The sequence below is a fragment of the Paenibacillus lautus genome (assembly GCF_050482385.1).
GTDB classification, from domain to species: Bacteria; Bacillota; Bacilli; order Paenibacillales; family Paenibacillaceae; genus Paenibacillus_AQ; species Paenibacillus_AQ lautus_B.
In genome coordinates this window covers 373,143-399,556 of record NZ_JBCNHV010000001.1, presented here as the reverse complement: position 1 = coordinate 399,556, position 26,414 = coordinate 373,143, and the positions used below count along the sequence as shown (strand labels likewise).

24 protein-coding genes are annotated in these 26,414 nt (G+C 50.6%); 11 read left to right on the top strand and 13 right to left on the bottom strand.

Annotation, left to right across the window (positions count from 1 at the left end; translation table 11 throughout):
* Positions 1–259: 259 nt before the first annotated feature.
* Entirely contained in the window at positions 260–2,245 is a 1,986-nt protein-coding gene (locus ABEW73_RS01970; protein WP_430206371.1) for an LTA synthase family protein, read from the bottom strand.
* Between the two features lie 106 nt (positions 2,246–2,351).
* The gene (locus ABEW73_RS01965; protein WP_430173543.1) at positions 2,352–3,500 is read right to left on the bottom strand and encodes a THUMP domain-containing class I SAM-dependent RNA methyltransferase; all 1,149 of its coding nucleotides are present in this window, start codon (positions 3,498–3,500) and stop codon (positions 2,352–2,354) included.
* 162 nt (positions 3,501–3,662) lie between these two features.
* Here ABEW73_RS01965 and ABEW73_RS01960 point away from each other — a divergent pair, with 162 nt between their 5' ends.
* Positions 3,663–4,298 (top strand): O-methyltransferase, encoded by a 636-nt coding sequence (locus ABEW73_RS01960; protein ID WP_430173544.1) that lies wholly within the window; start codon positions 3,663–3,665, stop codon positions 4,296–4,298.
* Between the two features lie 235 nt (positions 4,299–4,533).
* On the opposite strand, the gene ABEW73_RS01955 is transcribed toward ABEW73_RS01960, so the two are convergent.
* Positions 4,534–5,745: an MFS transporter gene (locus ABEW73_RS01955; protein ID WP_430173546.1), complete on the bottom strand. Its 1,212-nt coding sequence runs from the start codon at positions 5,743–5,745 to the stop codon at positions 4,534–4,536.
* A 237-nt stretch (positions 5,746–5,982) separates the two neighbouring features.
* On the opposite strand from ABEW73_RS01955, the gene hemE reads away from it, so the two are divergent.
* The 7 genes from hemE to taeA all read left to right on the top strand — a co-directional run bounded on the left by hemE (position 5,983) and on the right by taeA (position 13,761).
* Positions 5,983–7,041 (top strand): uroporphyrinogen decarboxylase, encoded by a 1,059-nt coding sequence (gene hemE / locus ABEW73_RS01950; RefSeq protein ID WP_430173547.1) that lies wholly within the window; start codon positions 5,983–5,985, stop codon positions 7,039–7,041.
* Between the two features lie 35 nt (positions 7,042–7,076).
* Entirely contained in the window at positions 7,077–8,018 is a 942-nt protein-coding gene (gene hemH, locus ABEW73_RS01945) for a ferrochelatase (RefSeq protein ID WP_076325714.1), read from the top strand.
* A 142-nt stretch (positions 8,019–8,160) separates the two neighbouring features.
* On the top strand, positions 8,161–9,477 hold the full coding sequence (locus ABEW73_RS01940) for a CapA family protein (RefSeq protein WP_430173549.1): 1,317 nt from the start codon (positions 8,161–8,163) through the stop codon (positions 9,475–9,477).
* A 32-nt stretch (positions 9,478–9,509) separates the two neighbouring features.
* Positions 9,510–10,283 (top strand): glycerophosphodiester phosphodiesterase, encoded by a 774-nt coding sequence (locus tag ABEW73_RS01935; RefSeq protein WP_430173550.1) that lies wholly within the window; start codon positions 9,510–9,512, stop codon positions 10,281–10,283.
* Positions 10,284–10,286: 3 nt separating this feature from the next.
* A complete protein-coding gene (locus ABEW73_RS01930) occupies positions 10,287–10,910 on the top strand; it encodes a fumarylacetoacetate hydrolase family protein (protein WP_430173552.1) in 624 nt (207 codons plus the stop codon).
* Positions 10,911–10,942: 32 nt separating this feature from the next.
* On the top strand, positions 10,943–11,749 hold the full coding sequence (locus tag ABEW73_RS01925; protein WP_430173554.1) for a DUF92 domain-containing protein: 807 nt from the start codon (positions 10,943–10,945) through the stop codon (positions 11,747–11,749).
* A gap of 65 nt (positions 11,750–11,814) precedes the next feature.
* Entirely contained in the window at positions 11,815–13,761 is a 1,947-nt protein-coding gene (gene taeA / locus ABEW73_RS01920) for an ABC-F type ribosomal protection protein TaeA (RefSeq protein ID WP_430206370.1), read from the top strand.
* A gap of 145 nt (positions 13,762–13,906) precedes the next feature.
* Here taeA and ABEW73_RS01915 read toward each other — a convergent pair whose 3' ends face one another.
* The 5 genes from ABEW73_RS01915 to ABEW73_RS01895 form a co-directional block, all read right to left on the bottom strand.
* Positions 13,907–14,941 (bottom strand): M42 family metallopeptidase, encoded by a 1,035-nt coding sequence (locus ABEW73_RS01915; protein ID WP_430173854.1) that lies wholly within the window; start codon positions 14,939–14,941, stop codon positions 13,907–13,909.
* 39 nt (positions 14,942–14,980) lie between these two features.
* Entirely contained in the window at positions 14,981–15,307 is a 327-nt protein-coding gene (locus tag ABEW73_RS01910; protein WP_430173856.1) for a LapA family protein, read from the bottom strand.
* A gap of 109 nt (positions 15,308–15,416) precedes the next feature.
* Positions 15,417–17,207, bottom strand: coding sequence for an oligoendopeptidase F (gene pepF / locus ABEW73_RS01905; protein ID WP_430173857.1), 1,791 nt, complete (start codon positions 17,205–17,207; stop codon positions 15,417–15,419).
* A gap of 202 nt (positions 17,208–17,409) precedes the next feature.
* Positions 17,410–17,592: a hypothetical protein gene (locus ABEW73_RS01900; RefSeq protein ID WP_076325723.1), complete on the bottom strand. Its 183-nt coding sequence runs from the start codon at positions 17,590–17,592 to the stop codon at positions 17,410–17,412.
* Positions 17,593–17,595: 3 nt separating this feature from the next.
* The gene (locus tag ABEW73_RS01895) at positions 17,596–17,829 is read right to left on the bottom strand and encodes a hypothetical protein (RefSeq protein ID WP_076325724.1); all 234 of its coding nucleotides are present in this window, start codon (positions 17,827–17,829) and stop codon (positions 17,596–17,598) included.
* 195 nt (positions 17,830–18,024) lie between these two features.
* Between ABEW73_RS01895 and ABEW73_RS01890 the strand changes: the two genes are divergently transcribed.
* Positions 18,025–18,222, top strand: coding sequence for a cold shock domain-containing protein (locus ABEW73_RS01890; RefSeq protein WP_006211711.1), 198 nt, complete (start codon positions 18,025–18,027; stop codon positions 18,220–18,222).
* A gap of 196 nt (positions 18,223–18,418) precedes the next feature.
* Here ABEW73_RS01890 and ABEW73_RS01885 read toward each other — a convergent pair whose 3' ends face one another.
* On the bottom strand, positions 18,419–19,609 hold the full coding sequence (locus ABEW73_RS01885; protein WP_430206369.1) for an MFS transporter: 1,191 nt from the start codon (positions 19,607–19,609) through the stop codon (positions 18,419–18,421).
* Positions 19,610–19,852: 243 nt separating this feature from the next.
* Between ABEW73_RS01885 and ABEW73_RS01880 the strand changes: the two genes are divergently transcribed.
* Together ABEW73_RS01880 and pfkA are read left to right on the top strand one after the other, a co-directional pair.
* A complete protein-coding gene (locus ABEW73_RS01880) occupies positions 19,853–20,932 on the top strand; it encodes a tetraprenyl-beta-curcumene synthase family protein (protein WP_076325726.1) in 1,080 nt (359 codons plus the stop codon).
* A 25-nt stretch (positions 20,933–20,957) separates the two neighbouring features.
* On the top strand, positions 20,958–21,929 hold the full coding sequence (gene pfkA, locus ABEW73_RS01875) for a 6-phosphofructokinase (RefSeq protein WP_430173752.1): 972 nt from the start codon (positions 20,958–20,960) through the stop codon (positions 21,927–21,929).
* 171 nt (positions 21,930–22,100) lie between these two features.
* On the opposite strand, the gene ABEW73_RS01870 is transcribed toward pfkA, so the two are convergent.
* The 4 genes from ABEW73_RS01870 to ABEW73_RS01855 form a co-directional block, all read right to left on the bottom strand.
* Positions 22,101–23,477 (bottom strand): MATE family efflux transporter, encoded by a 1,377-nt coding sequence (locus ABEW73_RS01870; RefSeq protein ID WP_430173750.1) that lies wholly within the window; start codon positions 23,475–23,477, stop codon positions 22,101–22,103.
* Between the two features lie 156 nt (positions 23,478–23,633).
* Positions 23,634–24,821 (bottom strand): putative glycoside hydrolase, encoded by a 1,188-nt coding sequence (locus tag ABEW73_RS01865; protein WP_430173749.1) that lies wholly within the window; start codon positions 24,819–24,821, stop codon positions 23,634–23,636.
* A gap of 388 nt (positions 24,822–25,209) precedes the next feature.
* Positions 25,210–25,404, bottom strand: a complete 195-nt coding sequence (locus ABEW73_RS01860) for a hypothetical protein (RefSeq protein ID WP_430173747.1) — start codon at positions 25,402–25,404, stop codon at positions 25,210–25,212.
* Between the two features lie 172 nt (positions 25,405–25,576).
* Complete coding sequence (locus tag ABEW73_RS01855) at positions 25,577–26,398, bottom strand: YitT family protein (RefSeq protein ID WP_430173745.1); 822 nt, start codon at positions 26,396–26,398, stop codon at positions 25,577–25,579.
* Positions 26,399–26,414: the final 16 nt, after the last annotated feature.

The following is a 26,414-nucleotide window of genomic DNA, read 5'->3' as shown; positions in this document are numbered from 1 at the left end:
TGCTGATGTACGGAACGCTTGTCAATCGGAGAAAACATCTTGAGTCGGTTACCCGCCAGGCTTGATATAAGAAAGGTTACCAGTAAAAAGATGATCCCTTCATAAATGCAGCTTGGCGTGCTTCTTCGGACACGGCCTAGTCCAAAAAAACAAACCAGGCTGATGGATAAGATCAGCCTGGTTTGTTTGGTTTTAAGCAGCCTCAGTCAACAGCGATTAGAGGCTGAATAAAATTTGGAATTTGCTAAGTTAGGCTCGGTTATCGGGCATTCGCTTCGCCCTGTGATTTAAATTGCTTCAGCAGGTCATACATGATCACTTGATCGGAAATCCGCAGCTGCTCCTGTGTCTCATCATAACCTTCGCGGCAGGCCTGAATATCGGTCGGCTGACGCGTCGCAAGATCGTAGCAGGTTCCCCCTTCAAGTCCGGCCGTTTCGGTTGGCAGGTAGAACACCTTCTCATCGGAGAATGCGCCGCTGCGCAGCGGAATCAGACGCGGCTTGTCATCCAACAGATGGTCTCCGATCCAGTAATACGGTTCCTTTGGCACGCCGAGAAGATGAAGAATACTCGGTGTCACGTTCATCATGCCGGCGGCTTCCGGATATACTCCGGCTTGCTTCCCATCAGGCAGGCGGATGAGCAGGGGAACCTGATTCATGATTTGCTCCATGTCGAGTGCATTCAGTTCTCGTCCCAGAAATTTCTCATAGTCCGCTTTTTCTTTGATGGAATTGTCGTGATCCCCATAGATGATCAATATGGTGTTATCCCACAGTCCTTGCTGTTTCATCTGCTCGGCGAACTGGCCGAAAGCTTCATCAACATAGTGGATCGACTGTAAATAGTTCCCGAATATTGAGCCTTCAAAAGCCCCTGTATCCAGCTTAACAACATCCTTAGGGACATAATACGGATGATGGCTCGTTAACGTAATCAGGAAGGAATAGAAGGGCTGCTTGATGCCTTTCATCGCATCCAGCGATTGCGCGAAGAACGCTTTGTCGCTCAATGACCATCCCTGCACATCGCTCATTTCAAAATCCTTCTTGCTGTAAAACCGGTCATAATTCATTTCCCGGTACATCGTGGTACGGTTCCAGAAGCTGCTGTCATAGGCATGGAACACGTTTGCGCCATAGCCCTGTTCTTTCAGAATCTCCGGAAGGGTATCATACTCGCGATCAGCATATCGCGTAAATACGGAACCTGTGGGCAGCGAAAGCAAGGAGCTGTGCGTGACAAAGTCCGCATCGGATGTTCGCCCTTGACCGGTTTGATGATAGAAATTGCTGAAATACATACTGTCCTTCATCAACCGGTTGAAGTTAGGGGTGATTTCCTGCCCCCCGATCGACTGGCCGATGACAAAATTCATAAAGGCCTCCGTCTGGATCATAATGACATTGCTGCCTTTATACTTGCCGAACAAGGCGTCCGTATCGGACGGCTCCATACGTTTAGCATCAAACCATGCTTTGATCTGATTGATTTCCTCTTCCGGCAGCTTGGGCTGCCCCACGAGATGATCTCGTCCATAACGGTAGATATCGTAACCGTGAAAGCCGATCAGTCCCGTCACATTATACAGCGTAATATTCCACCAATTGCCTTCAAAGAGGCCAACGGCCCATGTATTGGACGCTTTCTTGATCGGAATGAAAGTCATGACCATGCCGAGGATGAATACAAGCGTACCAGTTACCAAACGGCGAATGACCCGGTTCCGCCGTTGCTGGCGGTATTCACCCGGGAGAGTGTAGGTTGCAAAGGTGGATCTCCGTTTGCGGAACACCATCACGGCAGTAAATGGGACAATCATAAGCCAATCGATAAAAAAGAACAGATCGGACGCATGAATCAGGGAACGAATGCTATCCCCGAGGGAACCGACTTGTCCGGCCTGCATAAGCACCGGCACTGTAATGAAATCATCGAAGTAGCGATAATAGATCAAATCGGCGTACAGAATCCCCGTCCATAAGAGATTTAATAAAGTTAAGGCCGCAAGCCGGCCTCTTGCCGGAAGCCACAAGGTCCAGAAGGAGACCAGCAGGAGCGAGCCGACAGCGATCACATAGTCTGCCTGATCCAGCTTCATGTTGGTAATATGGAGATGATGATCAAGCATGATCAGCTTGTACATCATAAGGATAAGGAATAATAAATATGCGGTGTATCGGTAATGCAGCCCTTTGGAGACCCGGCTTCGGATATCGCTCCATGATGGGGATGAGAGCACGTGGGTATCCTCCTTTTTTTCAAAAACATCCTTTTATTATAGCTTGGCCTGGATGACCGAGCAAAAAAGCCGCCCAAGGGCGGCGATTGCAGGAAGCCTCATTTCGTTATTCCGCCGATTTGTTACGCGGCGGCAAGGGGCCCAAGTATTGATAATACTGGCATTCGATCCGGCCATTGAACAGCTTGCGGCGCTTGTCCGCCTTGCGGCCGAAGTAATGCTCAAATTGCTTGGTCGGGCTAAGTGCGAAGAAGGACCAGGTCGGAAGTGAATGCGTTACGGATCCGAGCTGGCGAATGAGACGTTCAACCTCCTCTTTCTCGCTTAACCGCTCGCCATAGGGTGGATTGGTGATAATACAACCATATTCACCTTCAGGTATCGCCTTGGCTGCAGGGAGGACTCTAAAGTCGATTTCGCCGGCAAGTCCCGCACTTTTGGCGGCGGCTTTGGCCACTTCAATCGCTTTCGGGTCGATATCGCTTCCGGCGATATGCAGCGGAATATCGTCCTTCACAGCGTCAAAAGCCTCCTCGCGTGCATCTTCCCAGAGGCTGTCTCCGATGATATCCCAATGCTCGGACGGGAACGAGCGGCGCAGGCCGGGCGCAATATTCCAGGCCATCATCGCGGCTTCGATCAGAATGGTGCCTGAACCGCAGCACGGGTCATACAGCGGACGATGTGGGCCCCAGCGGCTTAATTGCAGCAGAGCGGAAGCCATGGTTTCCTTCAGTGGAGCTTCTGTAACCAGCTTGCGGTAGCCGCGTTTATGAAGGGCTGGCCCTGTAGTATCAAGGGTCAGTATGGCTCGATCCTTCAAGAGAGAAACCTCGACCACGTAACGAGGGCCGTCCTCGGGAAACCATTCCGTACGGTGCGAAAGCTTCAGCTTCTCCACGATTGCTTTTTTCACGATGCCCTGACAGGCGGGAACGCTGCTAAGCTGCGATTTATGGGAACGCCCTTCCACAGGAAATTCGCCATCCGCCGGAATCCACTCTTCCCATGGGAGAGCTTTGGTTCCTTCAAAGAGTTCGTCAAAGGTAAAGGCTTTAAACTCACCCATCTTGACGAGAATACGGTCCGACGTCCGGAGCCACAGATTGCAGCGGCAAATATCAATCAGGTCACCTGAAAAGGTAACTCTACCATTCTCTACTTCCATGTCGGTGTACCCGAGCTCTTTCAACTCGCGGGCAACGACGGCTTCCAGCCCCATCGGGGCTGTCGCGATCAATTGTAATCGAGGCATTAACGATGTCAACTCCATTTAACATGTGTACGGCGATAGTCGCCGCCGGTTCAATCTATATAGTATAGGCGATTGCATTGACTAAGACAATTATCATATGATAGTTCTCGTTAGGTTTAACGGGAAACAACGCATCTTATTCAGACAAAGGAGGCGGCTTCATTGCTTACGACCCCTGATGATTATGTTAACCAATTATACCCTGAAGATGAAGAGCTTCAGTTCGTCATAGAGGCCATCCGCGAGTATGGGATGCCGGAGGTTTCGGTGGCACCGGCATATGGCCGACTGCTGACTATGCTGGTACAGACAGCCGGCGCTAGAAATATTCTCGAAATCGGCGCCCTTGGCGGCTATAGCGGCATCTGTCTATGCCGAGGGCTTCCTGAGGACGGCAAACTCACTTCACTCGAGCTGAAGGAAGAATACGCGCAGCTTGCAGGCAGACATCTGGAGAAGGCTGGATTCAAGGATCGGGTGGAGTACCGGATCGGTCCGGCTGCGGACAGTTTGGCAGCGTTGAAGCAGGAAGGACGGACCTTCGATTTTTTCTTTATTGATGCGGATAAGGAGAACTATCCTCTCTACTTGGAATATGCCTTGGAGCTTGCGAATCCGGGTGCGCTTATAGCTGGGGATAACTGCTTTCTGCGCGGCAGAACGCTGAACTCGGAGAAGAACGGTCCTTCGGTTCAAGCGGTACGCCGGTTTAATGAAGTCATCGCGACGGACAAGAGGCTGGTCAGCACCCTGCTGCCGGCTTATGACGGGCTGATCCTTGCACGCGTTAGAGGATGAAACAATCCATAGTGAGATGTGCTGGACGATAAGATAACCATGGGAAGGAGTGCACCCGGGTCATTTCGTAGCTTGCCACCTGATGTAATCCGGCGCATGGCCGCAGGGATGTAGGTGATTTGACGGGCACATGAATATAACAAAGGGCTGTCCTCGGGTCGATGTAGACCACGGGACAGCCCTTTGTTCTTTGGTTTGGGAGATTAGCTCCATCTTAGATGACAGACTCCGGGGATCAACGATATTTGGGCGAAGGCTTTTGCGAGAACAGCTTTCGCCTCACCCACATCATATTGATGATCAACAGGCAGCCGGAAGTAATAAACAATCCTTCAATTCCGATGAAACCGGATAAGAATCCGCCGATCACCGCGCCCAGCATGTTGCCAAGCGCAAGCGAGCTTGTATTGAAACCAAAGGAGCGGCTTTCCATGCCGTCCGGCGTGTAAGAGCGAATCAGCGCGTTGACACTCGGCAGCAGCCCGCCCATGAAGACGCCCATCATGAACCGTACAATAATCAACTGCCACACCGATTGAACGAAGGCTTGCGGGATTAGCGTAAGTCCCGTACCGATCAAGGCGTAGGTCAAGATGCGGTGCGCACCGACCTTGTCGCTGAGCTTGCCGAGAATCGGGGAGGCGATCATGTTCGACAGCCCCGTTACGGCTACAACGAACCCAGCCCATATCGCAATATCCACCGCGGTTCCATGCAGCTTCTGAACGTACAGCGGGAGCAGTGCCATGGGACTAATCATGGCGAATTGCAGCAGGAACGTGACAGCGAATAACGCCGGCAGCTGCGGAATGTGGCTCAGCTCTTTAAGCCCGGCAATAACCGAAGGCTGCGGCGCCTTGGCTGCCTGCTCGCGGTTGAAGTTTTCTTTAACCAGGAACAAGGCAAGCATCGAAGCGGCAAAGATCAGTCCGCCGGTGATATAGAAGATTGGACGGAATCCGACCCAACTGGCCAAGAGTCCGCCGATCAACGGACCGAGAATGGTGCCTGCTACTTGTCCGGACTGCATGATGCCCATCGCAAATCCCATTCGATTCTTGGGCGTCGTGCCCGATACGAGCGATATCGCCGCAGGGTTAAATCCCGATATGGTACCGTTCAGCAAACGCAGAACCAGCAGATGCCATGGATGGGTAGCAAAGCCCATGCAGGCAATAACCAGCGCCATGCCGAAGCCGGAGCGCAGCAGCATGATTTTGCGTCCGTATTTATCTGCGACTTTTCCCCAGATCGGTTGAAAAATGAATGATGTCAGGAAGTTGGCGGCGAATATCAAACCTGCCCATAGTCCTATTTCCCGGTCTCCAACAACATTCAGGTCTTGCGCCAAATATAATGTCAGGAACGGGGTGATCATGGTCATCCCGGAGTTGACCAAAAACTGTCCGAACCAAAGCACAATGAGATTGATTTTCCAATTGGTCAATGTGCCCTTCACTTCCTTTCTAAGCTGTCGAGCCCGGAATGACCGGGCGAATTGTGGGACTACCCTAAAAATGCCGTTCTTTCAGTATAACATATTTAAAAAGTGCCAAAAGCTAACAATGTCATAAGATTGTCATGTGATTTTCATAGGATGTCCATGCAAGACGGTTGTTACTTACTTTTAAAAAGGGCATAATGAAATTTAGGAAACTTTATACACATTGATGGGGGCCTAATCATGACCTATAACGATCAATTCATTCGCGCTTGCCGTAAGCAGGAAGTGAATCACGTTCCTGTATGGTACATGCGTCAAGCGGGACGCTACGACCCGGAGTATCGAAAGATCAAAGAAAAGTACTCCTTACTGGAAATATGCAGTCAACCGGAGCTGGCGGCAGAGGTAACCTTGATGCCCGTACGGAAGCTTGGTGTAGACGCGGCTATTTTATATTCCGATATTATGAATCCCGTTGCCTCAATCGGGGTAGACTTCGATATCGTGAAAAATATCGGCCCGGTGATTGATAATCCGATCCGATCTGCGGCGGATGTAGAGAAACTTCGCCCGATTAATGTCGAGGGGGATCTTGGACATGTCCTGGAGACGATCCGTATCCTGGACAAGGAGCTGGAAGTGCCGCTTATCACGTTTGCCGGCGCTCCGTTCACGATTGCCAGCTATCTGATCGAAGGCAGACCATCCAAAAATTATCTTCGCACGAAAGAGCTCATGTACAGTGAGCCGAAGGTATGGTTCTCGCTGATGGACAAACTTGGGGATATGGTGATCGCTTATTTGCGTGCCCACGTCGCTAACGGAGGGAAAGCGTTTCAATTGTTCGACAGTTGGGTGGGGGCATTGTCTCCACAGGATTTCCAAACGTTTGTCCTACCAACCATTACGCGTATTTTTGCAGAGCTTCGGGATCTGAGTGTTCCGAAAATTTATTTTCCAGGCGTGAGCTCAGGCGAGCTGCTGCCTACGCTTACGGATCTCAGCACGGATGTCATCGGTCTCGACTGGCGAGTGTCCATTGCAGAAGGACGCCGCCGCTTAGAGCATAAATATGCTGTTCAGGGCAATCTGGACCCGACCGTTCTGACCGGACCGATGCCGGTCATCCAGCAGTATGCGAAGGAGATTATCGATCAGGGGATTCAGGAGCCCGGCTTTGTGTTTAATCTAGGGCACGGTTTATTCCCGGAGGCTTCGCTAGAGAAACTGCGTGAGTTGACATCGTATATTCATGAATACTCCGCTCAGGCACTGCAGGCAGGTGCACAACGCTCTTAAATGTTGAATATTTTATTAGTCAGAGGTGAGATGGTATGAAGAACAAGATTGGCGTGTTGGTTATGTCCTACGGTACTCCGGAGAACATGGAAGGAATCGAGAGTTATTATACCCACATCCGCCGCGGGAATAAGCCGTCGGAGGAGCAACTCAAGGAGCTTACTGACCGCTATGAGGCGATTGTTGGGGGTGTCTTTCCACTCCGGGAGAATACGGACCGACAGGTACGTACGCTGCAGGATACATTAAATGCCGATCCTCGCGCGATCGATCTTGAGTTTGTATGCTATCAGGGACTGAAGCACGCAGCTCCGTACATTGAAGATGGTGTCGAGCAAATGGTGCGGGACGGCATTAAGGAAGCTGTCGGCATTGTGCTTGCTCCTCATTACTCCACGATGAGCATCGGATCCTACGTGAAGCGCGCTCAAGCCAAAGCGGATGAGTTGGGACTTGAGATCTCGTTTGTGGAGAGCTATCACATGCATCCGAAGCTGATCGAGGCCTTTGCAGACCGGGTGTCCGCCAAGCTGAACCAGTTCGAGGAAGCCGGGGCTGACCGTGACAGCGTGAGAGTGCTGTTCAGTGCTCACAGCCTCCCGGAACGCATTCTGTCCATCGGAGATCCCTATCAGGAGCAGCTGCTTGAGACATCCAAAGCCGTAGCCGAACAGGCCGGCGTCAAGAAGTGGCAGTTCACATGGCAAAGTGCTGGCCGGACGGCGGAGCCTTGGCTCGGTCCTGACATTCTGGATACGCTGCAAACGCTGAATAAAGAAGAGCAGGTCGAGGATGTGCTGGTTGCGCCGGTCGGTTTCGTCTCGGATCATCTTGAGGTCCTGTACGATCTGGATATTGAAGCCAAAAGCATTGCCAAGGAAATGGATATGCGGCTTGAGCGCATCGACTCCTTGAACAGTGACCCGCTTTACATGGAAGCGCTCAGCGATTCCGTGATCACCTTGATAGGTCTGTAAATCCGTTATTACCGGAAAATCGAATAGAATGCTTAGATATGGAACTCCCCGGTGACGGGGGGTTCTATTCTTTATATGGAAGCTGGTATAATGGGGGAAGCGACTTATAACGCGAGCTCATAAGTGAATAAAGGAGTGACCTATGCATCTGTCACGATCAGAGAAAAGCAAGGCCGAGAAGAAGGCCCGTAAGCAGCGAACCGGACGGGTTTGGATCATGCTTAACTTAGGTTTGATTTTTATGATCGCTGCTTTGCTTGTCTATCATTTTAAATTTAAGGAAGATCCTGTTCAGCAAACGGCTTATCCGCCTGGAATGCCGGACTTTGGCATGGAAGGGGATCAGGCGGATAGCCCCGGCTCGGGACAACAAGCTGACGGGGAGGGGGCGAATTCGAAGCCTCCGAAGACGACGGAGGCTGGTGAACCCCCAGGTTCCGATATAACCGAGCCAGAAGGCAGCGCAACCGATGATCCTTCCGATTCCGCGATGGCAAAGCGGGTGGTTATGCATTTTGCAGGGGATACCTTGTTCTCGGGCAAGGTGGAGGCTGAACTGAAGAAGCACGGATATGATTATCCCTACAAGCATCTGGGCACCGCATTCCTGGAGGACGATCTAACCGTGCTTAATCTGGAAACGCCGGTTACGACCGGAGGCGTTGGCGCTGCCAATAAGAAATTCGTATTCAAGTCCTCACCGGACGTATTGCGGGCTCTCCGAGATGCGGGAGTTGAGGCCGTTAATCTGGCTAACAATCACATCCTGGACCAAGGCCAAGAAGGACTTTTGGATACCTTGAAGCATTTGAAGGACCAGGACATCCGTTATGTGGGAGCAGGACGGAATGAGGAAGAAGCCTTCGCGGCCCAGTATTTCGAGCTTCAGGGCATGAAGGTTGCATTGCTTGGATTCAGCCGTGTGCTCCCGGAAACGACCTGGTATGCGCTGGAGAACAGGCCGGGGGTGGCCGGGGCGTATGATCATGTGCTGCCCAAGGCGGTTGAAGCGATCCAGGCGGCGCGTTCCAAGGCCGATCTGGTGGTCGTGATTGCCCATTGGGGCGAGGAGCTCCATAAGACGCCGAATGTTCATCAGATCAATCTGTCACGCGCGTTCATTGACGGTGGGGCTGACTTGATTATCGGCGGACACCCCCATGTGCTGCAGGGATTGGAGCAGTACAAAGGCAAGTGGATTGCCTATAGTACCGGCAATTTTATATTTACTAAATCATCGAATGAAGATACGTGGAAAACAGCCGTATTCCAGGCGTCATGCAGCAAGCAAGGAGACTGTGACTTGAAGCTGACGCCTTACCGAACGGAGATCGGACAGGTCATCCCGCTTGAAGGCAAGGAAGCTGAAGCCTTGCTGAAAGAGGTGGAGAAGCGATCTGTCGGCGGTGTCAAAATAGCGCTGGATGGTGAAGTTATAGCAGGCAAGGCTGTGGAATAATTCGTTAAACGTTACATCAAGGAGGTCCCACCATGAACAATTTATGTGTCGCTCACCGGGGGTTTTCCGGTAAAGCACCCGAAAATACGCGCGCAGCCATTCAGATGGCGATGGATGAGCCCTTCGTGCATTGGATGGAAATTGATGTGCAATTGACTCAGGACGGGGTCCCTGTAGTGATACATGACTTCAGCGTGGATCGTACGACGACCGGGAAGGGCAAGGTGAAGGATCTGACCTGGCAGCAAATCCGGAGGATGGACGCCGGAGAATGGAAGGGACGCCAATTCAGGGGGGAGCAGGTTCCATCGCTCGATGAAGTCCTGCAGCTTGTCAAGGGCCGATTGAAACTTAATATCGAACTCAAAACGAGCGGAGATATGTATCCCGGCCTTGAGAAGACCGTTCTGGAACGGATTCATGCCCACCGGATGCTTTCGGATGTGGTGCTAACTTCCTTTGAGCCGAAAGCCTTGATGAAAGCGAAGGAATTGGAACCTGATGTAAGAACCGGACTTATTATTGATGCGCATCCTCGTAATTTGGTAGCACGCTTGAAGCAAATGAAATGCTCCTTTTTATCCATCGGCTACTCCCATCTGGATGCGGCCTTCGCCTCGGATTTGGTGAAGAATGACATTACGCCGATGGCCTGGACGGTGGATGATGCGAAGAGCATGAGGTCGCTGGCCAGAATGAATCCTGCCATCATGATCTGTACGAACCGCCCCGATACATGGGGGCAGATTTTTATCCATAAAATTGCGCCCAAAGTTCCATTCTGGCGAAGAAAATGGAGGTTTTAATGTATGTGTGCCCTAGTGAATAACGTTTACTGTGTAGGTCGTAATTATCAATTGCATGCGGCGGAGCTCGGCAATGCCGTACCGGAAGAGCCGATGATTTTTCTTAAACCCTCGCATGCCGTCGTTCCGCTGGACGGCAGCGTGCTGAAGCTGCCGATGGACCGCGGCAGTCTTCATTTTGAAGGTGAGCTTGTTATACAGCTCGCGGAGGATTATGCGCCAGGCAAACGTGTTGACGAGCTTGTAAAAACGATGGCACTTGGCATCGACTTCACGCTGCGTGACGTACAGTCGGTCATTAAGGAGAAGGGACATCCTTGGACGGCGGCAAAAGCGTTTAAATCTTCCGCACCGCTTACGCCATCCATTGCGTTTCCCGGAACCGCGAAGCTGGCGGATATTGATTTTATCGTAAGGAAGAACGGCGAAGAGGTACAGCGTGGGAATGTGAAGGATATGATCTTCTCCCTTCAGCGTATCATCGATTACATCGGCGAACACTATGGCCTTGGCCAAGGCGATTTAATCTTCACAGGTACACCGGCTGGCGTAGGACCGACGGAATCCGGTGACGTATTCGAGTTGTCCTGGGGAGATGTCCGTCTGGGCTCCTGCGAAATCGGGTAATCTGATATGCTTTATCATGGGAGGGGTCACAGATGGATTGGCTAATCGGGGCGGCAGGTGCCCTTATCGTGGCTGGAGCCGCATACAGGAAACGATCGCTATCGGAATCCGGAGCCGCGGCCGCTATTCTGATGGGTACCATATATTACGGAGCAGGGAACGTGTTTTGGTTCGGAACCCTGCTTCTTTTTTTCATAACGTCTACACTGCTCTCCCGGTACGGGAAACAGCGGAAGGCCGACCTGGAGAAATCCTATGCCAAGACAGGCCGGCGGGATGCAGGTCAGGTATTCGCCAATGGCGGCATCGGTATGGTGCTGTGTCTGTTAAACGCATGGTTCCCATCCGATCTGTGGGTATTCCTGTTTATAGGTGTTATGGCTACGGTAACGGCGGATACCTGGGCCACGGAGTTAGGCAGCCTTAGTCGGAAGCCTCCGCGCTCCGTGCTGAACGGCAAGGTGTTGACCGCCGGCGAATCCGGCGGCGTCTCCTGGGTCGGCTCCACGGCTGCAGCGGTAGGGAGCATACTGATTGGGACAGGAGGATGGTTGCTTGCTGGATGGAGCGGCATGGATGCAGAGATATGGCCGTATGTCCTGGCAGCCCTTGCGGGCGGGTTGGTTGGAGCTTTTGCCGATTCGTACCTCGGAGCGACTTTACAAGTGATGTACCGCTGCCGTGCGTGCGGCAAATCAGTGGAAGTATCTCAACACTGCAGTCAAGATACGGTGCGCATGCGCGGATATGCTTGGATGTCCAATGATGCGGTTAATCTGGTCAGTTCACTTCTAGGCGGCGCGGCGGCTTATGGGATTGCCGTGCTGATTGCGTTATAATGTATCCATCTTACCGATGAAACAACGATCAACGAAATCTATAGATGTAAGTAGGGATCATAACAATGAATATTTTGACCGTCGAACAGGTAACAAAAAGCTATGGAGACAAAATTCTGTTTCAAGATGCGTCCTTCGGAATGGAGGATCAGGATAAAGTCGGCATTATCGGTGTAAACGGTACGGGGAAATCCACGTTTATGCGAGTCATCGCAGGGCTCGAGCCGCCCGACTCTGGTAAAATATCGATGGGCAATCGCATCCGGGTGCGTTACCTGGCACAGAACCCGGAGTTTGATCCGGACAAAACCGTCCTGCAGCAGGTGTTTGAGGGCGATCTTCCGGAGATGAAGGCGGTGCGGGAGTACACCGAAACGATGGAGCTGCTGGAGCTGCATCCGAGTCATGAGGAGCTGCAGCAGAAACTACTGAAGCTCAATCAGACGCTGGATACGCTGCAGGCGTGGCAGCTTGAAAGCGATGCGAAAACCATCCTGTCCAAGCTGGGGATTCGGAATTATGAAGCGAAGATGGGTACGCTGTCGGGCGGCCAGCGTAAGCGAGTGGCATTAGCCGCCGCTTTGATTCAGCCTTCCGATTTGCTCATTTTGGACGAGCCGACAAACCATATTGATAATGAATCCGTCGCCTGGCTGGAGCAGTATTTGCAGAAGCGTCGCGGTGCGCTGCTCATGATTACGCATGACCGGTATTTTCTGGACCGGGTGGCGAATGTCATGCTGGAGTTGGATCACGGACGATTGTTCCGATATGAGGCGAATTACAGCCGTTTTCTGGAGCTGAAGGCAGAACGCGAGGAGCGTGAGGCTGCTTCCGAGCAAAAGCGTCAGAATTTGCTGCGGAGCGAGCTTGCCTGGATTCGCAGAGGTGCCAAGGCCCGTACGACCAAGCAGAAGGCGAGAATTGAGCGCTTCGAGAAACTCAAGGATCAGGAAATGATGCACAGCTCTGGTGAACTTGATGTCTCAGTCGCCTCCACCCGCTTAGGACGCAAAATTCTGGAGATCGAAGGACTCCGGAAGAAGATCGACGACAAAACGTTAATTCAGGACCTTTCCTACATCGCTGTTCCCGAAGATCGAATTGGCATCGTAGGCCCCAACGGCAGCGGCAAATCCACGCTGCTGAATCTGATTGCCGGGCGGATTCAGCCAGATGGCGGGGAAGTCGTGCTGGGACCGACGGTTAAGCTCGGTTATTTCACGCAGGAGCATCAGGAAATGGACGGCAGTCAGCGCGTGATTGAGTATATCAAGGATGAGGCAGAGGTTGTCCGCACGGCGGACGGCTCGGCGATTACCGCGGCCCAGATGCTGGAGCGATTCCTGTTCCCGCCCGCGCTGCAGTGGACGCCGATTGCGAAGCTGTCCGGAGGCGAGAAGCGCCGGTTGTATCTGCTGCGGGTACTGATGAGCGCACCGAATGTGCTGCTGCTGGATGAACCGACGAATGATTTGGACATTCAGACATTGTCCGTCTTGGAGCAGTATTTGGATGAGTTTCCGGGCGTCTGTATCGTGGTATCCCATGATCGCTTTTTCCTGGATCGAACCGTGGACAAGATTATGGCGTTTGAGGGGAACGGAGAGATTCGTGTCCATGTCGGCTCTTACAGCGAATATGCGGAATGGATGCAGCGCCATGGTGGTGAAGCTGCCGGGAGTAAGGCGGAAGCATCCAGTTCCAAGTCTGCTTCGGGGAACAATGATGGCACGGATAGCGATTCAGCTAAAGAAGCACCGCGAGAGCGCTTGAAATTCAGTTACAAAGAACAGCGGGAGTATGAGTTGATTGACGGTCTCATTGAAGCAGCAGAGAGCAAGCTGGCATCCATTCAATCGGAGATGGAGACCGCTGGCAGCGATGCAGCCAGACTTCAGGAGCTGATGAAGGCTCAAGAGGAAACGGAGCGTGAGCTGGAGCATCTGATGGAACGTTGGACCTATTTGAACGAGCTCGCGGAGAAGATTGAACAGAGCAAGAAATCGTAATGATTCTAAGCGATCCATATCAATAACAAAGGGGCGTCCCCAGGCATAATGCCTTGGCGGGACGCCCCTTTGTTAGATTAAGGTTTCAGCGATGCTGAGACGGTCCTCTATGAAAGTACGTTAATAGATGTTGTTTATGAATGATTTACCTTACGTAGGCTGCCAACAGCTTAACGGTATTAAGAACGGCTTGTTTATGCGTTCTTTCCATGGCATGGGATGCATGAACGCCGGGACCGATCAGCGCGGCCTTGATGTTGCTGCCCGCGGAAAGCGCCGCAGAAGCGTCAGAGCCGTAATGAGGGTAGACATCCACCGCATAAGCAATGCCTTCACTTTCGGCCAGCTGGATCAAACGGCTGGTCATGTCATAGTCATAGGGACCGGATGAATCCTTCGGGCAGATGGATACATCGGTTTCCTTGCAGCTTAGGTCATCGCCGATGCAGCCCATATCAACCGCAATCATTTCATTGATGTCGGCAGGAATGTAGGCTGCGCCATGTCCCACTTCTTCATAGTTCGAGATGAGAAGCTTCACATTGTGTTTAGGTTTCCAGTTATCCCGCTTCATACTTTCGAGCAAGCCGAAGAGGGCGGCAACGCTGGCTTTGTCATCCAGATGGCGCGATTTGATGTACCCGCTTGGCGTAATGACCGGACGAGCATCAAAGGATACAAAATCTCCAACCCCAATGCCGAGTTTCTTCACATCATCGGCCGACTCCACCAGCTCGTCGATCCGGACCTCCATATGGGCTTCCTGGCGCTTGAAATCACGTGCATCGCTGTACACATGAACGGAAGGATGCGTGGACAGGATGGTGCCTGTATATTTTTTACCGTTGCGAGTGTGGATGATACAGTATTCATTCTCAATGCTGTTCATCATGTATCCGCCAACGGAGGTAAGCCGGAGTGTGCCCTCTGATTTCACGGCACGAACCATCGCGCCAAGCGTGTCCACATGAGCGCTCAGTCCAACTGTACGGCTGCCGTCTTGTCCAGGAACGGACAGGATGGCACCGCCTTTTTCATTCCATTCCAGCGAGACATTCAGCGAAGCGGCTTCCTGTTCGATCCGCTTCATAATGTCTTGGGTATATCCGGTAGGGCTCGGTGTATCGAGCAGTTCTTTTAGCAGGTCCAGCACATAAGTTTCATTCGGTTGTATCGACATGAATTGTTAAGCCTCCTTGTTTCAAACAAACAGCCCTCCCTATTGAGCGGGGGCGTCCTTCTCTTCTTTCTTGCTGTCCTCTTCGGCAGCTTGTACTTCAGGGGTGTATCCCGTTACTTCACGGATATGTATAAGTTGCTCCGCTAACGAACGGATTTCCTTCTGCATTTGATATTGACGGTAAATGCCGAACGTGCCGACAATCAGTCCCCCGATCAGTGAGCACCCGATAATCAGCAGAATCAGCGGTACATTGACTGTGCCGAATAACAGATTCACTTCGACCGGATTGACGTTGATGACGGCGAATACAGCCGTAATCAGGGCAAACAATAAGGCTGCGATTAGCGACCATTGAATTTTCATGGGGAACACCTCCTTCCTCCAAACAGTATAAAATCCCTTGCCTGTAAAGGGCAAGGGATTTTATTCCACTGGTCAATTTAAGAATCGCTCATCCTGCGATAGAGGCTGTTTATTTCGTCAATTGCTCCATTTGGCTGATGATGTCTTCAAACACGCTCATCGCCTCACGAATCGGCTCTGGTGAGGACATATCCACGCCGGCCTTCTTGAGAATGTTAATGGAGTAATCGCTGCCGCCGCTCTTCAGGAAGCCGAGGTAGCGGTCAACGGCAGGCTGGCCTTCTTCAAGGATTTGCTTGGAGAAGCTGGTCGCAGCCGAGAAGCCAGTCGCGTATTTGTACACATAGAAGCTGTTGTAGAAATGAGGAATCCGTGCCCATTCCATGCCGATCTCCTTATCCACCTGCATGCCTTTGCCGTGATATTTCACGTTCAGCTCATAATAGATGTCGGATAGATCTTGAGGAGTCAGGGATTCGCCGCTCTCCGCGCGTTCGTGCACAATCTTCTCGAACTCGGCAAACATCGTTTGACGGAATACCGTGGTCCGGAATTGATCGGCATAGTAGGTGAGCAGGTACATTTTTTGCTTCGGATCCTTGGCGTTTTTCAGCAAGTAATCCATCAACAACGCTTCGTTCGTGGTGGATGCCACCTCAGCCAGGAAGATGGTGTACTGGGCATCACGGTATTTCAGGGCGTTGTCGGAATAGTAAGAGTGAAGCGCATGACCCATCTCATGAGCAAGGGTAAACATGCTGTTCAGGTTATCTTTATGATTCAGCAGCACATAAGGATGGGTGCCGTAAGCGCCCCAGCTGTATGCGCCAGTCCGTTTGTTCTCGTTCTCGTATACATCGATCCAGCCGTTGTCATATCCGGCTTGCAGGCTGCTGAGATAATCTTCACCAAGCGGCGTAAGGCCTTCCTTGGTCATTTGCTTTGCTTCTTCGTAAGTGATGTCCCACTTGTACTCTTCTACGAGCGGTGCGAACAAATCGTACATGTGAAGCTCATCCACGCCCAGCAGCTTCTTGCGGAGCTCCATGTACCGGTGGAGGAGCGGCAGGCTCTCGTGAATGGTGTCGATCAGGTTGGTGTAGACTTCCTTCTGAATGTTATCGCCATAGAGCGCCATCTCCAGAACGGAAGGGTACTTGCGTACGCGGGAATAGAACATATTTTTGTTTACATTGGCATTCAGCGTAGCCGCAATCGTGTTTTTCTGCTTGCCATAGGTTTCGTACACCGCTTTGAAAGCACGCTCGCGAACTTCGCGGTTCGGGCTTTCCAGGAATTGAATATAGTTGCCGTGCGTGAGCTCGACTTCCTTGCCGTCTTCGTTTTTGATTTTCGGGAATTTCATATCCGCATTGTTCAGCATGCCGAAAATGGTCTGTGGCGCAGAGGAGAGGTTGCCGACTTGAGCCAGCAGCGCTTCTTCGGTCTTGGACAGAACATGCGCTTTCTCCCGTTTCATTTCGGACAGCGTAAATTTGAATTCCTTGAGCGAAGGGTCTTCAATCAGTTTGTCAAGCTCCGCTTCGGACAAGGACAGAATTTCCGGCGTGATGAAGGAGAGGGCTTCTCCGGCTTCGACATTCAATTTTTTGGCTTTGGCAGATAGTGCCTGATATGTAGGGTTCGCTGTATCCTCATCATGATGCATATGAGCATATACGTATAAACGTTCGGCGTGATATGAGATTTCATCTTCGAGCTCGAAGCATTCCTTGATGGAAGCCGCGTTGGTTAACTTGCCTTGATAATCAGCTGTGCGTTTCAGAAGATTCTTCAGCTCTGCAAAGCTCGCATCCCATGCCTTCTGGTCAGCGAATAAATCTTCAAGCTTCCATTGATGCTCTTTAGGGACATCAGCGCGTTTTAACAATTGTTCCATGGAAATCCTCCTTGAATGATATGTATTAGTTGGAGTCCGGGTTCCTTCAGATAAGACTTCGTTGCGGGTAGTGGATAGAGCGATCAGGCAGATTGCAATTGTCATGCTGAGCACCTTGGCGCCTCTCATGGCATAATACCTCCTCGAATTGAAGCATCCGAGCGATAGTATGCCGCGTACCCGCCAATTTCATCCTATAAATTTACGAGGAACCCGGATTCAAGAAACTGTATACAATAAGGTAAAAGGCAAACAAGATGAAGGCGACGGCAATCAGGGCCATCCCCTTCCTCAGTCTTGGCGGTATCTTATCCCGGTACATGATCATGACGGCACCGAGACTGAACGCGAGAATAATGAAGATGACAATATTCGTATAATCCATGCGCTACACCTGCTTAAAAGCAGCCATCATTTCTCTCCACTCATCTTCCCGGCCTTCAAAATCTGCTTTGGGGAAACGGTTTTGAGCCCAGTGCATCAAGGCTGGCCGACTCATAAAGGTATGGGTCTCTTCGCCCCACTGGTCAGAAATTTCGCGTAGAACGATGTACCGGCCCTGAACTTCAACCGTCATCATGTTCCACTTGTCTTTTTTGTATATTTCATGTTTTTTGATCATATGCATTCTCCGTTTGCTACTTAGGCTTTTGGGTAAATGATAACGCACTAGCGGGCGTAAAAGCAAATAATCTTCTGTTAAATAGTGGTTCAAAAAAAGCCTCTTAGGGCGAATTGACGGATTGCATTGTCAGAAAACATGGGATATAATATGGATATTCGCCATAGATGGCGGTATTTTTAGGAGGTTGTTCATTTGAAAGGTACAGTTAAATGGTTTAACGCAGAAAAAGGTTACGGCTTCATTTCCGTTGAAGGTGGCGAGGATGTATTCGTACACTTCTCCGCAATTCAAGAAGAAGGCTTCAAGAGTTTGGAAGAAGGTCAAGCGGTTGAGTTCGACATCACTGAAGGTAACCGTGGTCCTCAAGCAGCCAACGTAACAAAACTGTAAGTTAGCTCCCAATACGGAGATCTTATAGAATTACCAAGGCATGAAGCACAGTTCTCGGTTTTGAGAACTGTGCTTTTTTGTATTCTGATGGGTCAAGCTATTGCATCAGCAACAAAGGCAAGTACGGATGGATTTTTGATCCGTACTTGCCTTTGTTGTTTTTTTGGAGCAAGCGAGGAAAGTCCAAGCGGATCCTCTAAGCGCTGATTCCGCCGACATTCATATCCTCCGGCTTGGCAAAGAGGTGCCGGTAAAGAAACCCGAGACCAGCGATAAAGGCCAGGAGGGCTGCAAGCTGGTAGAAGGCCGGTCTTCCTGCCGTTTCGAACAGCAGACCACCGAAGGCTCCGCTGAGAAGTCCTGAAACGCTTGACCAGAAGATAATGAACAGAGCCATACCGGTCGCGCGGTACTGCCAAGGAATGATCCTTGTAATATAACGTACGGCGGTTACATAGAACACGCCGAAGGTAATGCTGTGAAGTGACTGAACCGCTAGCACAGACAACGGATCATCTGCCAGGGCCATGAGCAGGAAACGGAGCGCAAACATCAAGCTTGCAAAGGTCAGCAGCGGCAGCTCCTTCATCTTGTCGCCATACTTGCTCAGCAGGAAGAAAATCGGGATCTCGCTGCCAGCTGAGACCATTAAGGACCAGCCAATGAGTCCTTCGCCCGCACCGAGCTCGGATAAGGTAAGCGTAAGAAAGGCTTCGTTCATACGGTGGGCGACGGCAAGGCAGAACGTGCAGCCGAAGAACCACAATATTTCTTTGGAACGCAATATTTTGAGGAGGGCTCCCAGCTCGACAGGCTCTGACTTGGCAGCAACTCCGTCGCGGAGAAGAAACGAGCAGAGCAGCGTGAACACGCCGATTCCGATGCCGATCGCCAGTGTGGCCGACGCGCCTGCAGCACCGATGGCATATCCAATGGCAAGCGCGAAGAACGCATAGCCAAGTGAGCCGAATACGCGAATGACGGTAAAGCTGCGTCCGTACCTCTGTGCCGTTTGAATGGCCATCGTATCTGCCAGGGGATAGACCGGATAGTAGAAAAAGTAAAACAGACTGATCGTAAACAATACAACGCCGAAGCTGGAAACCTGCCACAACACAAGCATCGTGACAAGCTGTCCGATAATCAGAATGTTCATGATCCGTTTGATAGTCCGGTATTTGTCGCTGGTGTAACTCCAAATCATATTGGAGAACATGGATATAAGCGGGCCGATGGCATACAGATAACCGATCTGCGCACTGCTGAAGCCGATTTCTTTGAAATATAGCGGGAAATAGGAAATGACGAGGGCTGTCGTGCCAAAAATCGTAAACATAAAGGCGCGCAGCCAATTCTGATCCGGTCTGGGCGTAGCGGGAAGTTTCATGCTGGGGATCTCCGTTCTTTTCATGAGCCCATATATTTAACTCTATTTGTGAGGTTCATGGTCTGTTATTTAGCTCCGACTAGTATATAACATATCGCAGGATGGAGATAGATGGATTATAGGACGCGCTCAATTACCATACGCCGTCAATGATTTGTGTTATTTGTGCAAAATGAACGATCATATTATAATAGGTTTGATTTGGATAGGTATAAAAAGACAACCATGTGGAGGCAGAGTTCATTGAATAATCAAGAGCTAAGCCGTAAAGTTCCGCGCAGTCCGGTCGGGCTGATGAGCCGGGTGTATAAATTCATACTTCCGGAAGTGCGGATCGAATTGGAGAAGTGGCGCCGGGAGGCTGAGCAAATTCCGGATGAGGAGCTACGAAAGCAGGCACTGGCCAGTATAGATAATAAAAGATTTCACTGCCAGGGCGGTGCGGTGTATGCCGCAGCTAATTTGCCGGAGAAGCATATTCTCATTCCATTGATTGTAGCTTACCAGACAATTAGCGATTATCTCGATAATTTATGTGACCGCAGTACTTCGCTGGATCCAGCAGATTTCAGACAGCTCCATCAGTCGATGCTGGATGCCGTTACGCCTGAGACTGAGCCGGCCGATTATTACGCTCTCCGGACCGAAAGGGAGGATGGAGGTTACCTTCTCCGTCTTGTGCAGAAATGCCGGGATTGCATCGGTCAATTATCAGGATATGAAGCGGCAAAGCCCTACATAAGGGATTTGGCTGGGCTATATACCGATTTGCAGGTACACAAGCACATCCATCCGGATAAGAGAGAAGCGGCATTGCTTGAATGGTGGTCCCAGCATGCACACCGGACACCGCATCTGCGGTGGAACGAGTTTGCGGCTGCAACGGGATCAACCTTGGGTGTGTTCATGCTATTCTTGGCTGCAACCGATCCGTTTCTGGATGACGAGGATGCATCGTCCATTCATGCGTCTTATTTTCCGAATGTATGCAGTCTCCACATTATGCTGGATTATCTTATTGATCAAGACGAAGACAGGCTGGGTGGCGATCTGAACTTTTGTAATTATTACGAAGATGCCGATACGATGCTGAACCGTATAGCTTCCATAGTTGAGTGGGCCCGGAAGGATGTCAGAACAATTCCCTCGACCCCTTTTCATCGTATGATCATTGAGGGGTTACTGGCGTTATATTTATCCGATCCAAAAGTCAGCGAGCAGCAACTGGTTCGCTCCGTATCCAAACGTTTGATGAAGAAGAGTCCGATGACCCGGATCTTTTTCTACGTCAACAGCCGATGGATTCGTAAGCATAAAGCATGAGTGACATTGAAGGAGGAAACGAAACATGGCAGAGGTTAAAAAAATTGCAGTTCTTACAAGTGGTGGTGATTCCCAAGGGATGAACGCAGCGCTTCGCGCCGTTGTACGCAGCGGTATGTATTATGGTCTTGAAGTATATGGGATTCAGCGCGGTTACCAAGGACTTCTCGAGAACGATATTATTAAAATGGATCTTCGCAGCGTAGGGGATATCATCCAGCGCGGAGGCACAATCCTTCGTTCCGCCCGCTGTGAAGAATTCAAGACGGCGGAAGGGCAGCAGAAGGGTGCCGACATTCTGAATCAGCATGGCATCGACGGATTGGTCGTTATCGGAGGAGATGGCTCTTACCATGGGGCGAACAAGCTCAGTAAACTCGGCATCAAAACGATGGGCCTTCCAGGAACGATTGATAACGATATTTCCTATACGGATTATACGATCGGATTTGATACAGCTGTTAGCGTCGTTGTAGACGCCGTTAATAAACTGCGCGACACCATGTCTTCCCATGCACGCTCATCCGTTGTAGAGGTTATGGGACGCCACTGCGGCGACATTGCGCTCCATGCGGGTCTTGCATCAGGCGCAGAGACCATACTGGTGCCGGAAGTAGAGTATAACCTTGATGAAGTGGCAGCCCGCTTGCGTGAGAATTTTGCAAAAGGCAAACGTCACAGTATCATCATCGTAGCGGAAGGCGTCGGACGCGGCGAGGACATCGTATGTGATCTTAAAGAGTGCCATGCCTCAATCGATGCACGGGTAACGGTGCTTGGACATATCCAGCGCGGTGGTGCTCCGACTCCGTTTGACCGCAACCTGGCCAGCCGTCTTGGCGATTTTGCGGTTCGCTCTCTGATTGACGGACATTCCGATAAAGGATGCGGTATCATCAAGGGCGAGCTGGTCCTCACGGATATTGACAAGGTTGTTAACACGAAGAAAGAATTTAACCGTGAGCTTTACGATTTGGCATTGCGCTTGTCCCAATAAATTAGGCTGCTGCCTCATTTTTGATGAAAAGCAAAAAGACCGTCTCTCATTGCAGAACGCATTTCTGCATGGAGACGGTCTTTTTTTAACGATAAGATTCAGAGGCTTACCACCCATAACACGTAAGAAAAACTCCACGCTAAATGCGGTCTGTCCCTCTGTGAAGGATACTTAGGATGCGGAACGGGATGGAGTTTGCATCTGGCGTGCGTACTTGCGTTGAACTTTGACCAGACGCATAAGCATCAGGGCAGCGCCGACGGCAAGGCCTGTGATTAACCCGATCCAGTAGCCGAAGGCTTGCCAATCGGTGTAGTTGGCGAGCACATATCCTACAGGCAGGCCAATCACCCAGAACGACAGAAAAGCGAGCATGAAAGCGACATTCACGTCTTTATAGCCTCGCAGCGCCCCTTGAGTCGGCGTGGCGATAGCGTCCGAGATCTGGAAGAAAATCGCGAACAGCAGGAACTGCTGGATCAGCGCCACGACCGCAGGCTCGTTAGAATATAATCCGGCGACCTGGCTGCCGGCCATAAACAGGACGACCGCCGTGATCAGCGATAGGATAACGGCTGTGCTGATGCCAAGTTTAGCGTACTTCCAGGCATCCTTCATGCGTCCAGAGCCGGCCTCGAAGCCTACCAGGATCGTCAGACTCATGCATATGCTTAACGGCAGCATGTACAGTGTCGTAGCGAAATTCAGGGCCGCTTGGTGTGCGGCAATGGTCGCCGTATCAAAGCTGCTCATAAGCAGCGTCACCGCTGCGAAGACGGCGGTCTCGAGGAAGATGGAGAACCCGATTGGCACGCCGATTTTTAACAGGCTTTTCCATGCGCTCAAGGAAACACCTTGAAGCTGCCTGAAGATGCCGAATGAAGAGAAGGGCTGATTTTTATGGATGATCACGATCGCGATGATGAGAACGGTCCAGTATGTAATGGCGGAAGCGATGCCGGCACCTACGCCTCCCATTCTTGGAAAGCCCCAGAATCCATAAATGAAGAGAGCGTTCAAGCCTACGTTCACCGGCAGGGTAATCAGCGTGATCAACATGGAAATTTTAGTTTGCCCAAGGGCATCGATAAAGCTGCGAAGCACGGTGTAGGCGAACAACGGGATGATGCCGATCGATATGGCGGCGAGAAACTGGGAAGCAATCCGCCGAACTTCCGGCTCCAAGCTCATGGCTCCAAGAATGCCCGGTACAACCGCATACCCGATCGCAAGTACGACGATGGCGAGTAAGATGGACAGCCAGAGCGCCTGGTTCACTTGGTAAGCGACTTTATTTTCCTGTCGCCCGCCAACGAGCTGCGAAACGATGGGCGTTATCCCCATCAGAATTCCGCTAAGGCCGGTTTGGACCGGGATCCAAATGCTTGTAGCGATAGCTACGCCTGCCAAGTCGGCCGAGCTGAATTTTCCGGACATGTTGGTGTCAAAAAAAGTAATGGCCGATAAGGCGAGCTGTGTAATCAGAATGGGGATTAGAATGATCGCGAATTGCTTCAGCTTTCCCCGTGTTGTTGTGGTCGGTTGCATGTGCGTTTGTGCCTTTCTTATTGTGATTTTTATGAAGGGGTGAAAGCAGCCCTATTCATCATCATAGCATCTGCTGTCAAGAGAATTCACCGAACGGTTTGAAAGCAAAAAGGGCCGGCCCTGTTGTTGGCCGACCCTTTGTGACTGATAATTGAATTATTTATGAGTGACGCCTTCCGTATAACGGTTGGAAGCATTCCAGAGTAAATACTCATCGACATTTGTGTCTTTGAGGGCGCGAATCTGCTCCTCGATTTCCTTTTTACCGTACTTGGCATAATTTCCGCTTCCGAGCCAACTCGCGGTAAAGTCCTGAATCCAAGGTCGAATGATCGGTTTTTGATCTCCCAGCTCATCCAGCTTTTTGTGGGTAGCTTCCATGGAGCCTTTGATGGTCTGGTAAGGAGCCTTATCCGGTACAGGGGAGCCGAACCAGCCTGCCGTGTAATGGCTAGGGTATACCATCGGACTGATGATGTCGACGTTCTTGGAAATTTTGACGAAGTCTTGGCCGATCCCTTCTGCCGCGGGTACCGAAGCAGCATACCCGAAGATGTCAACGGATACGCGTATGCCGAGCGGCGCTAGTTCTTCCCGGGCATATTGTACAAAGTCGGATACCACGTCCACACGCGATTGATCCGTCTTGGTATATTTCAGGGAATCAGCGCGTTTCTCGAAGCCCTCCGGAAAACGGACATAATCAAACTGGATTTCCTTGAATCCAAGTTTTGCAGCTTCCTTGGCGATTTCGATGTTGTAATCCCAAACCTCTTTGTTGTACGGGTTCACGAAGCTGTCGCCCCCGCCATTGGTCCAGACGCTGCCGTCTCCTTTACGGAAGGAAAGCTCCGGGTTTTTCTTGGCAAGAATCGTATCCTTGAACACGACAATTCTGGCGATCGGATAAATATCGTGTTTCTCCAGCCGCTTCATCAATTGCTTGATGTCTTTGATAAAAGGCTGAGATTTACCGAGTTCCTTCAGTTTCGGATTCTCGGTTTTGTACGTTATGTATCCTTCATCGTCCTTGATGTCAATGACCATGGCATTGAGATCGGTCTTGTCCATAAGATCTACGAGTTGATTCATTCTGGAGCCACCTGCGCTATAAGCCGTTACATAAATGCCTTTGACTTTAGGCGCTTCAATCTGCGGATCAATCTCTGTTGTGTTTGGCTTGATGCCGCTGTGGCCCTGACCTTGGTTGTTGTTTTGGTGCATGCCCTGAATCATAGCGGTATTTAATGAAGCCTGAAGTTTGGCGGTAAGGCTGTTATCTTGCGGACTGGAACCGCCGAAGCCCGCGGACGCTAAGATGAATAAAGCCAAGATGATATTCATAATTACTCTCTCCCTTGTGTACATTCACATCATGATTATAAAGGAACGGATGCCTTCAAAAAGAACAGGATTGTTACAATCGACAATAAATTGGAAACGGCGGGTGAGCGTACCTAGTTCATTAAACGGGTCAAGGGTGTTTTAAACGCTAAATAGCGACATTTTTCGGTGTTGGCTGTTAACAACTTGTAAACATGGGGAGTGACTGGCATCCGGAAATATGAACATAAGAAGGTGGATCGCGTTGACTTGCTGCTTTATCTGCATGGTGGGGAATGACGTGCTTATAGAATTTACATTTCTCCATAAAAAAATGCCGTTACTCACCGGTGAATTTTACCGGAGAATAACGGCACTTGTCGTGCGATATTCACGTGTTGCATTAAAATTAATGAAGCAGCGTTTGATTCTGATGCTCGCAAATGCTGAACTGAATGATTTCAAGAGCGTCCTCCTGCTCCAGAATACTCAGCCCGTCCCTTAGAACGATCATGGAATTTAGTTCCTTCTGTCTAAAGAACGGTATCATTTCCGGGAACCACTTCATGACGATTTGTGACAATTTTACCGTTTCCATTTCCATAAAAATCACCCTTTCCTTCCAAATTGGTTAGGCAGGACGTTCTTTTGTAAAACGGAAAAACAATTAAAATTGGGCCAAAGCGATGCCCGGGAAACAGATCTCATGAATATTGTAGGAACCGCGCACAAATATTATACCACAAATTTACCATCCCCTCACAGATGGTAAATATTTAGTTCTTGCGGAATTGACCCATGACAGCCGTGGTTTCCACGATATTAACAAAGGCCAGGGGGTCTGTTTCTGTAATAATTTGTTTTAGCTCGGCCAGCTCATATCGCGTCGTGACGGTCATAAGCATATCCTTTTCTTTATGACTGAAGGCTCCCTCGGTTTTGATCTTGGTTATGCCTCGGGGGCGCTTGAGCAGCTTCTCCAGCAGAGCCTCCGTCTGGTTCGTGACAATAAAGACGGTAACCTTGATATGACTGACGTGGAGCATATCCACCATTTTTCCGGCAACATAGATGGAAGCCATCGAGGCGAGGGCCAGGTTCCAGTCGTCTCCCAAATAAGCAACCGCCATAATGACGATGGCGTTCAGCGTCACGAGTACACTTCCAACGGGGAAGTCCCGATATTTCGTAACGAGAGAGCCGATGATATCAAAGCCCCCGGTGGAACCGCCAACCCGAAAGGAGAGGCCGGTGCCGAATCCGACAAGCACGCCGCCGAAAACGGAGGAGAGCAGCATATCGGTTGCAACCGGAGCAACCGGAATGAGCTCAAGGAACAGGGTAGTAACGATAACCGAGAGCACGCTGAGACCAACAAACCTTTTGCCGAGCTTGAACCAACCGGTTATAAGAATCGGGATATTAAGCACAAAATACATGATGCTGATATTTAGCGGCGTGAAATAGCCGATAATCAGAGCCACGCCGGAAACGCCACCGCTAAGCAGATGATGGGGAATCAGAAACAAATTAAATCCGGCGGCAATAATGATGCCGCCGAACACGATCGCGAAATAGGTCCATAGACGCTTCAACATAGGAATCACCTCCCGG

Coding starts and splice junctions, on each gene's coding strand:
- ABEW73_RS01930 (WP_430173552.1), top strand. CDS start 10,287: ATGTGTGCCCTAGTGAATAACGTTTACTGTGTAGGTCGTAATTATCAA.
- pfkA (WP_430173752.1), top strand. CDS start 20,958: ATGGCAGAGGTTAAAAAAATTGCAGTTCTTACAAGTGGTGGTGATTCC.
- ABEW73_RS01965 (WP_430173543.1), bottom strand. CDS start 3,500: ATGCCTCGATTACAATTGATCGCGACAGCCCCGATGGGGCTGGAAGCC.
- ABEW73_RS01865 (WP_430173749.1), bottom strand. CDS start 24,821: ATGAATATCATCTTGGCTTTATTCATCTTAGCGTCCGCGGGCTTCGGC.
- ABEW73_RS01940 (WP_430173549.1), top strand. CDS start 8,161: ATGCATCTGTCACGATCAGAGAAAAGCAAGGCCGAGAAGAAGGCCCGT.
- pepF (WP_430173857.1), bottom strand. CDS start 17,207: ATGGAACAATTGTTAAAACGCGCTGATGTCCCTAAAGAGCATCAATGG.
- ABEW73_RS01895 (WP_076325724.1), bottom strand. CDS start 17,829: ATGATCAAAAAACATGAAATATACAAAAAAGACAAGTGGAACATGATG.
- ABEW73_RS01910 (WP_430173856.1), bottom strand. CDS start 15,307: ATGAAAATTCAATGGTCGCTAATCGCAGCCTTATTGTTTGCCCTGATT.
- ABEW73_RS01860 (WP_430173747.1), bottom strand. CDS start 25,404: ATGGAAATGGAAACGGTAAAATTGTCACAAATCGTCATGAAGTGGTTC.
- hemH (WP_076325714.1), top strand. CDS start 7,077: ATGAAGAACAAGATTGGCGTGTTGGTTATGTCCTACGGTACTCCGGAG.
- hemE (WP_430173547.1), top strand. CDS start 5,983: ATGACCTATAACGATCAATTCATTCGCGCTTGCCGTAAGCAGGAAGTG.
- ABEW73_RS01925 (WP_430173554.1), top strand. CDS start 10,943: ATGGATTGGCTAATCGGGGCGGCAGGTGCCCTTATCGTGGCTGGAGCC.
- ABEW73_RS01885 (WP_430206369.1), bottom strand. CDS start 19,609: ATGAAACTTCCCGCTACGCCCAGACCGGATCAGAATTGGCTGCGCGCC.
- ABEW73_RS01870 (WP_430173750.1), bottom strand. CDS start 23,477: ATGCAACCGACCACAACAACACGGGGAAAGCTGAAGCAATTCGCGATC.
- ABEW73_RS01915 (WP_430173854.1), bottom strand. CDS start 14,941: ATGTCGATACAACCGAATGAAACTTATGTGCTGGACCTGCTAAAAGAA.
- taeA (WP_430206370.1), top strand. CDS start 11,815: ATGAATATTTTGACCGTCGAACAGGTAACAAAAAGCTATGGAGACAAA.
- ABEW73_RS01900 (WP_076325723.1), bottom strand. CDS start 17,592: ATGGATTATACGAATATTGTCATCTTCATTATTCTCGCGTTCAGTCTC.
- ABEW73_RS01935 (WP_430173550.1), top strand. CDS start 9,510: ATGAACAATTTATGTGTCGCTCACCGGGGGTTTTCCGGTAAAGCACCC.
- ABEW73_RS01855 (WP_430173745.1), bottom strand. CDS start 26,398: ATGTTGAAGCGTCTATGGACCTATTTCGCGATCGTGTTCGGCGGCATC.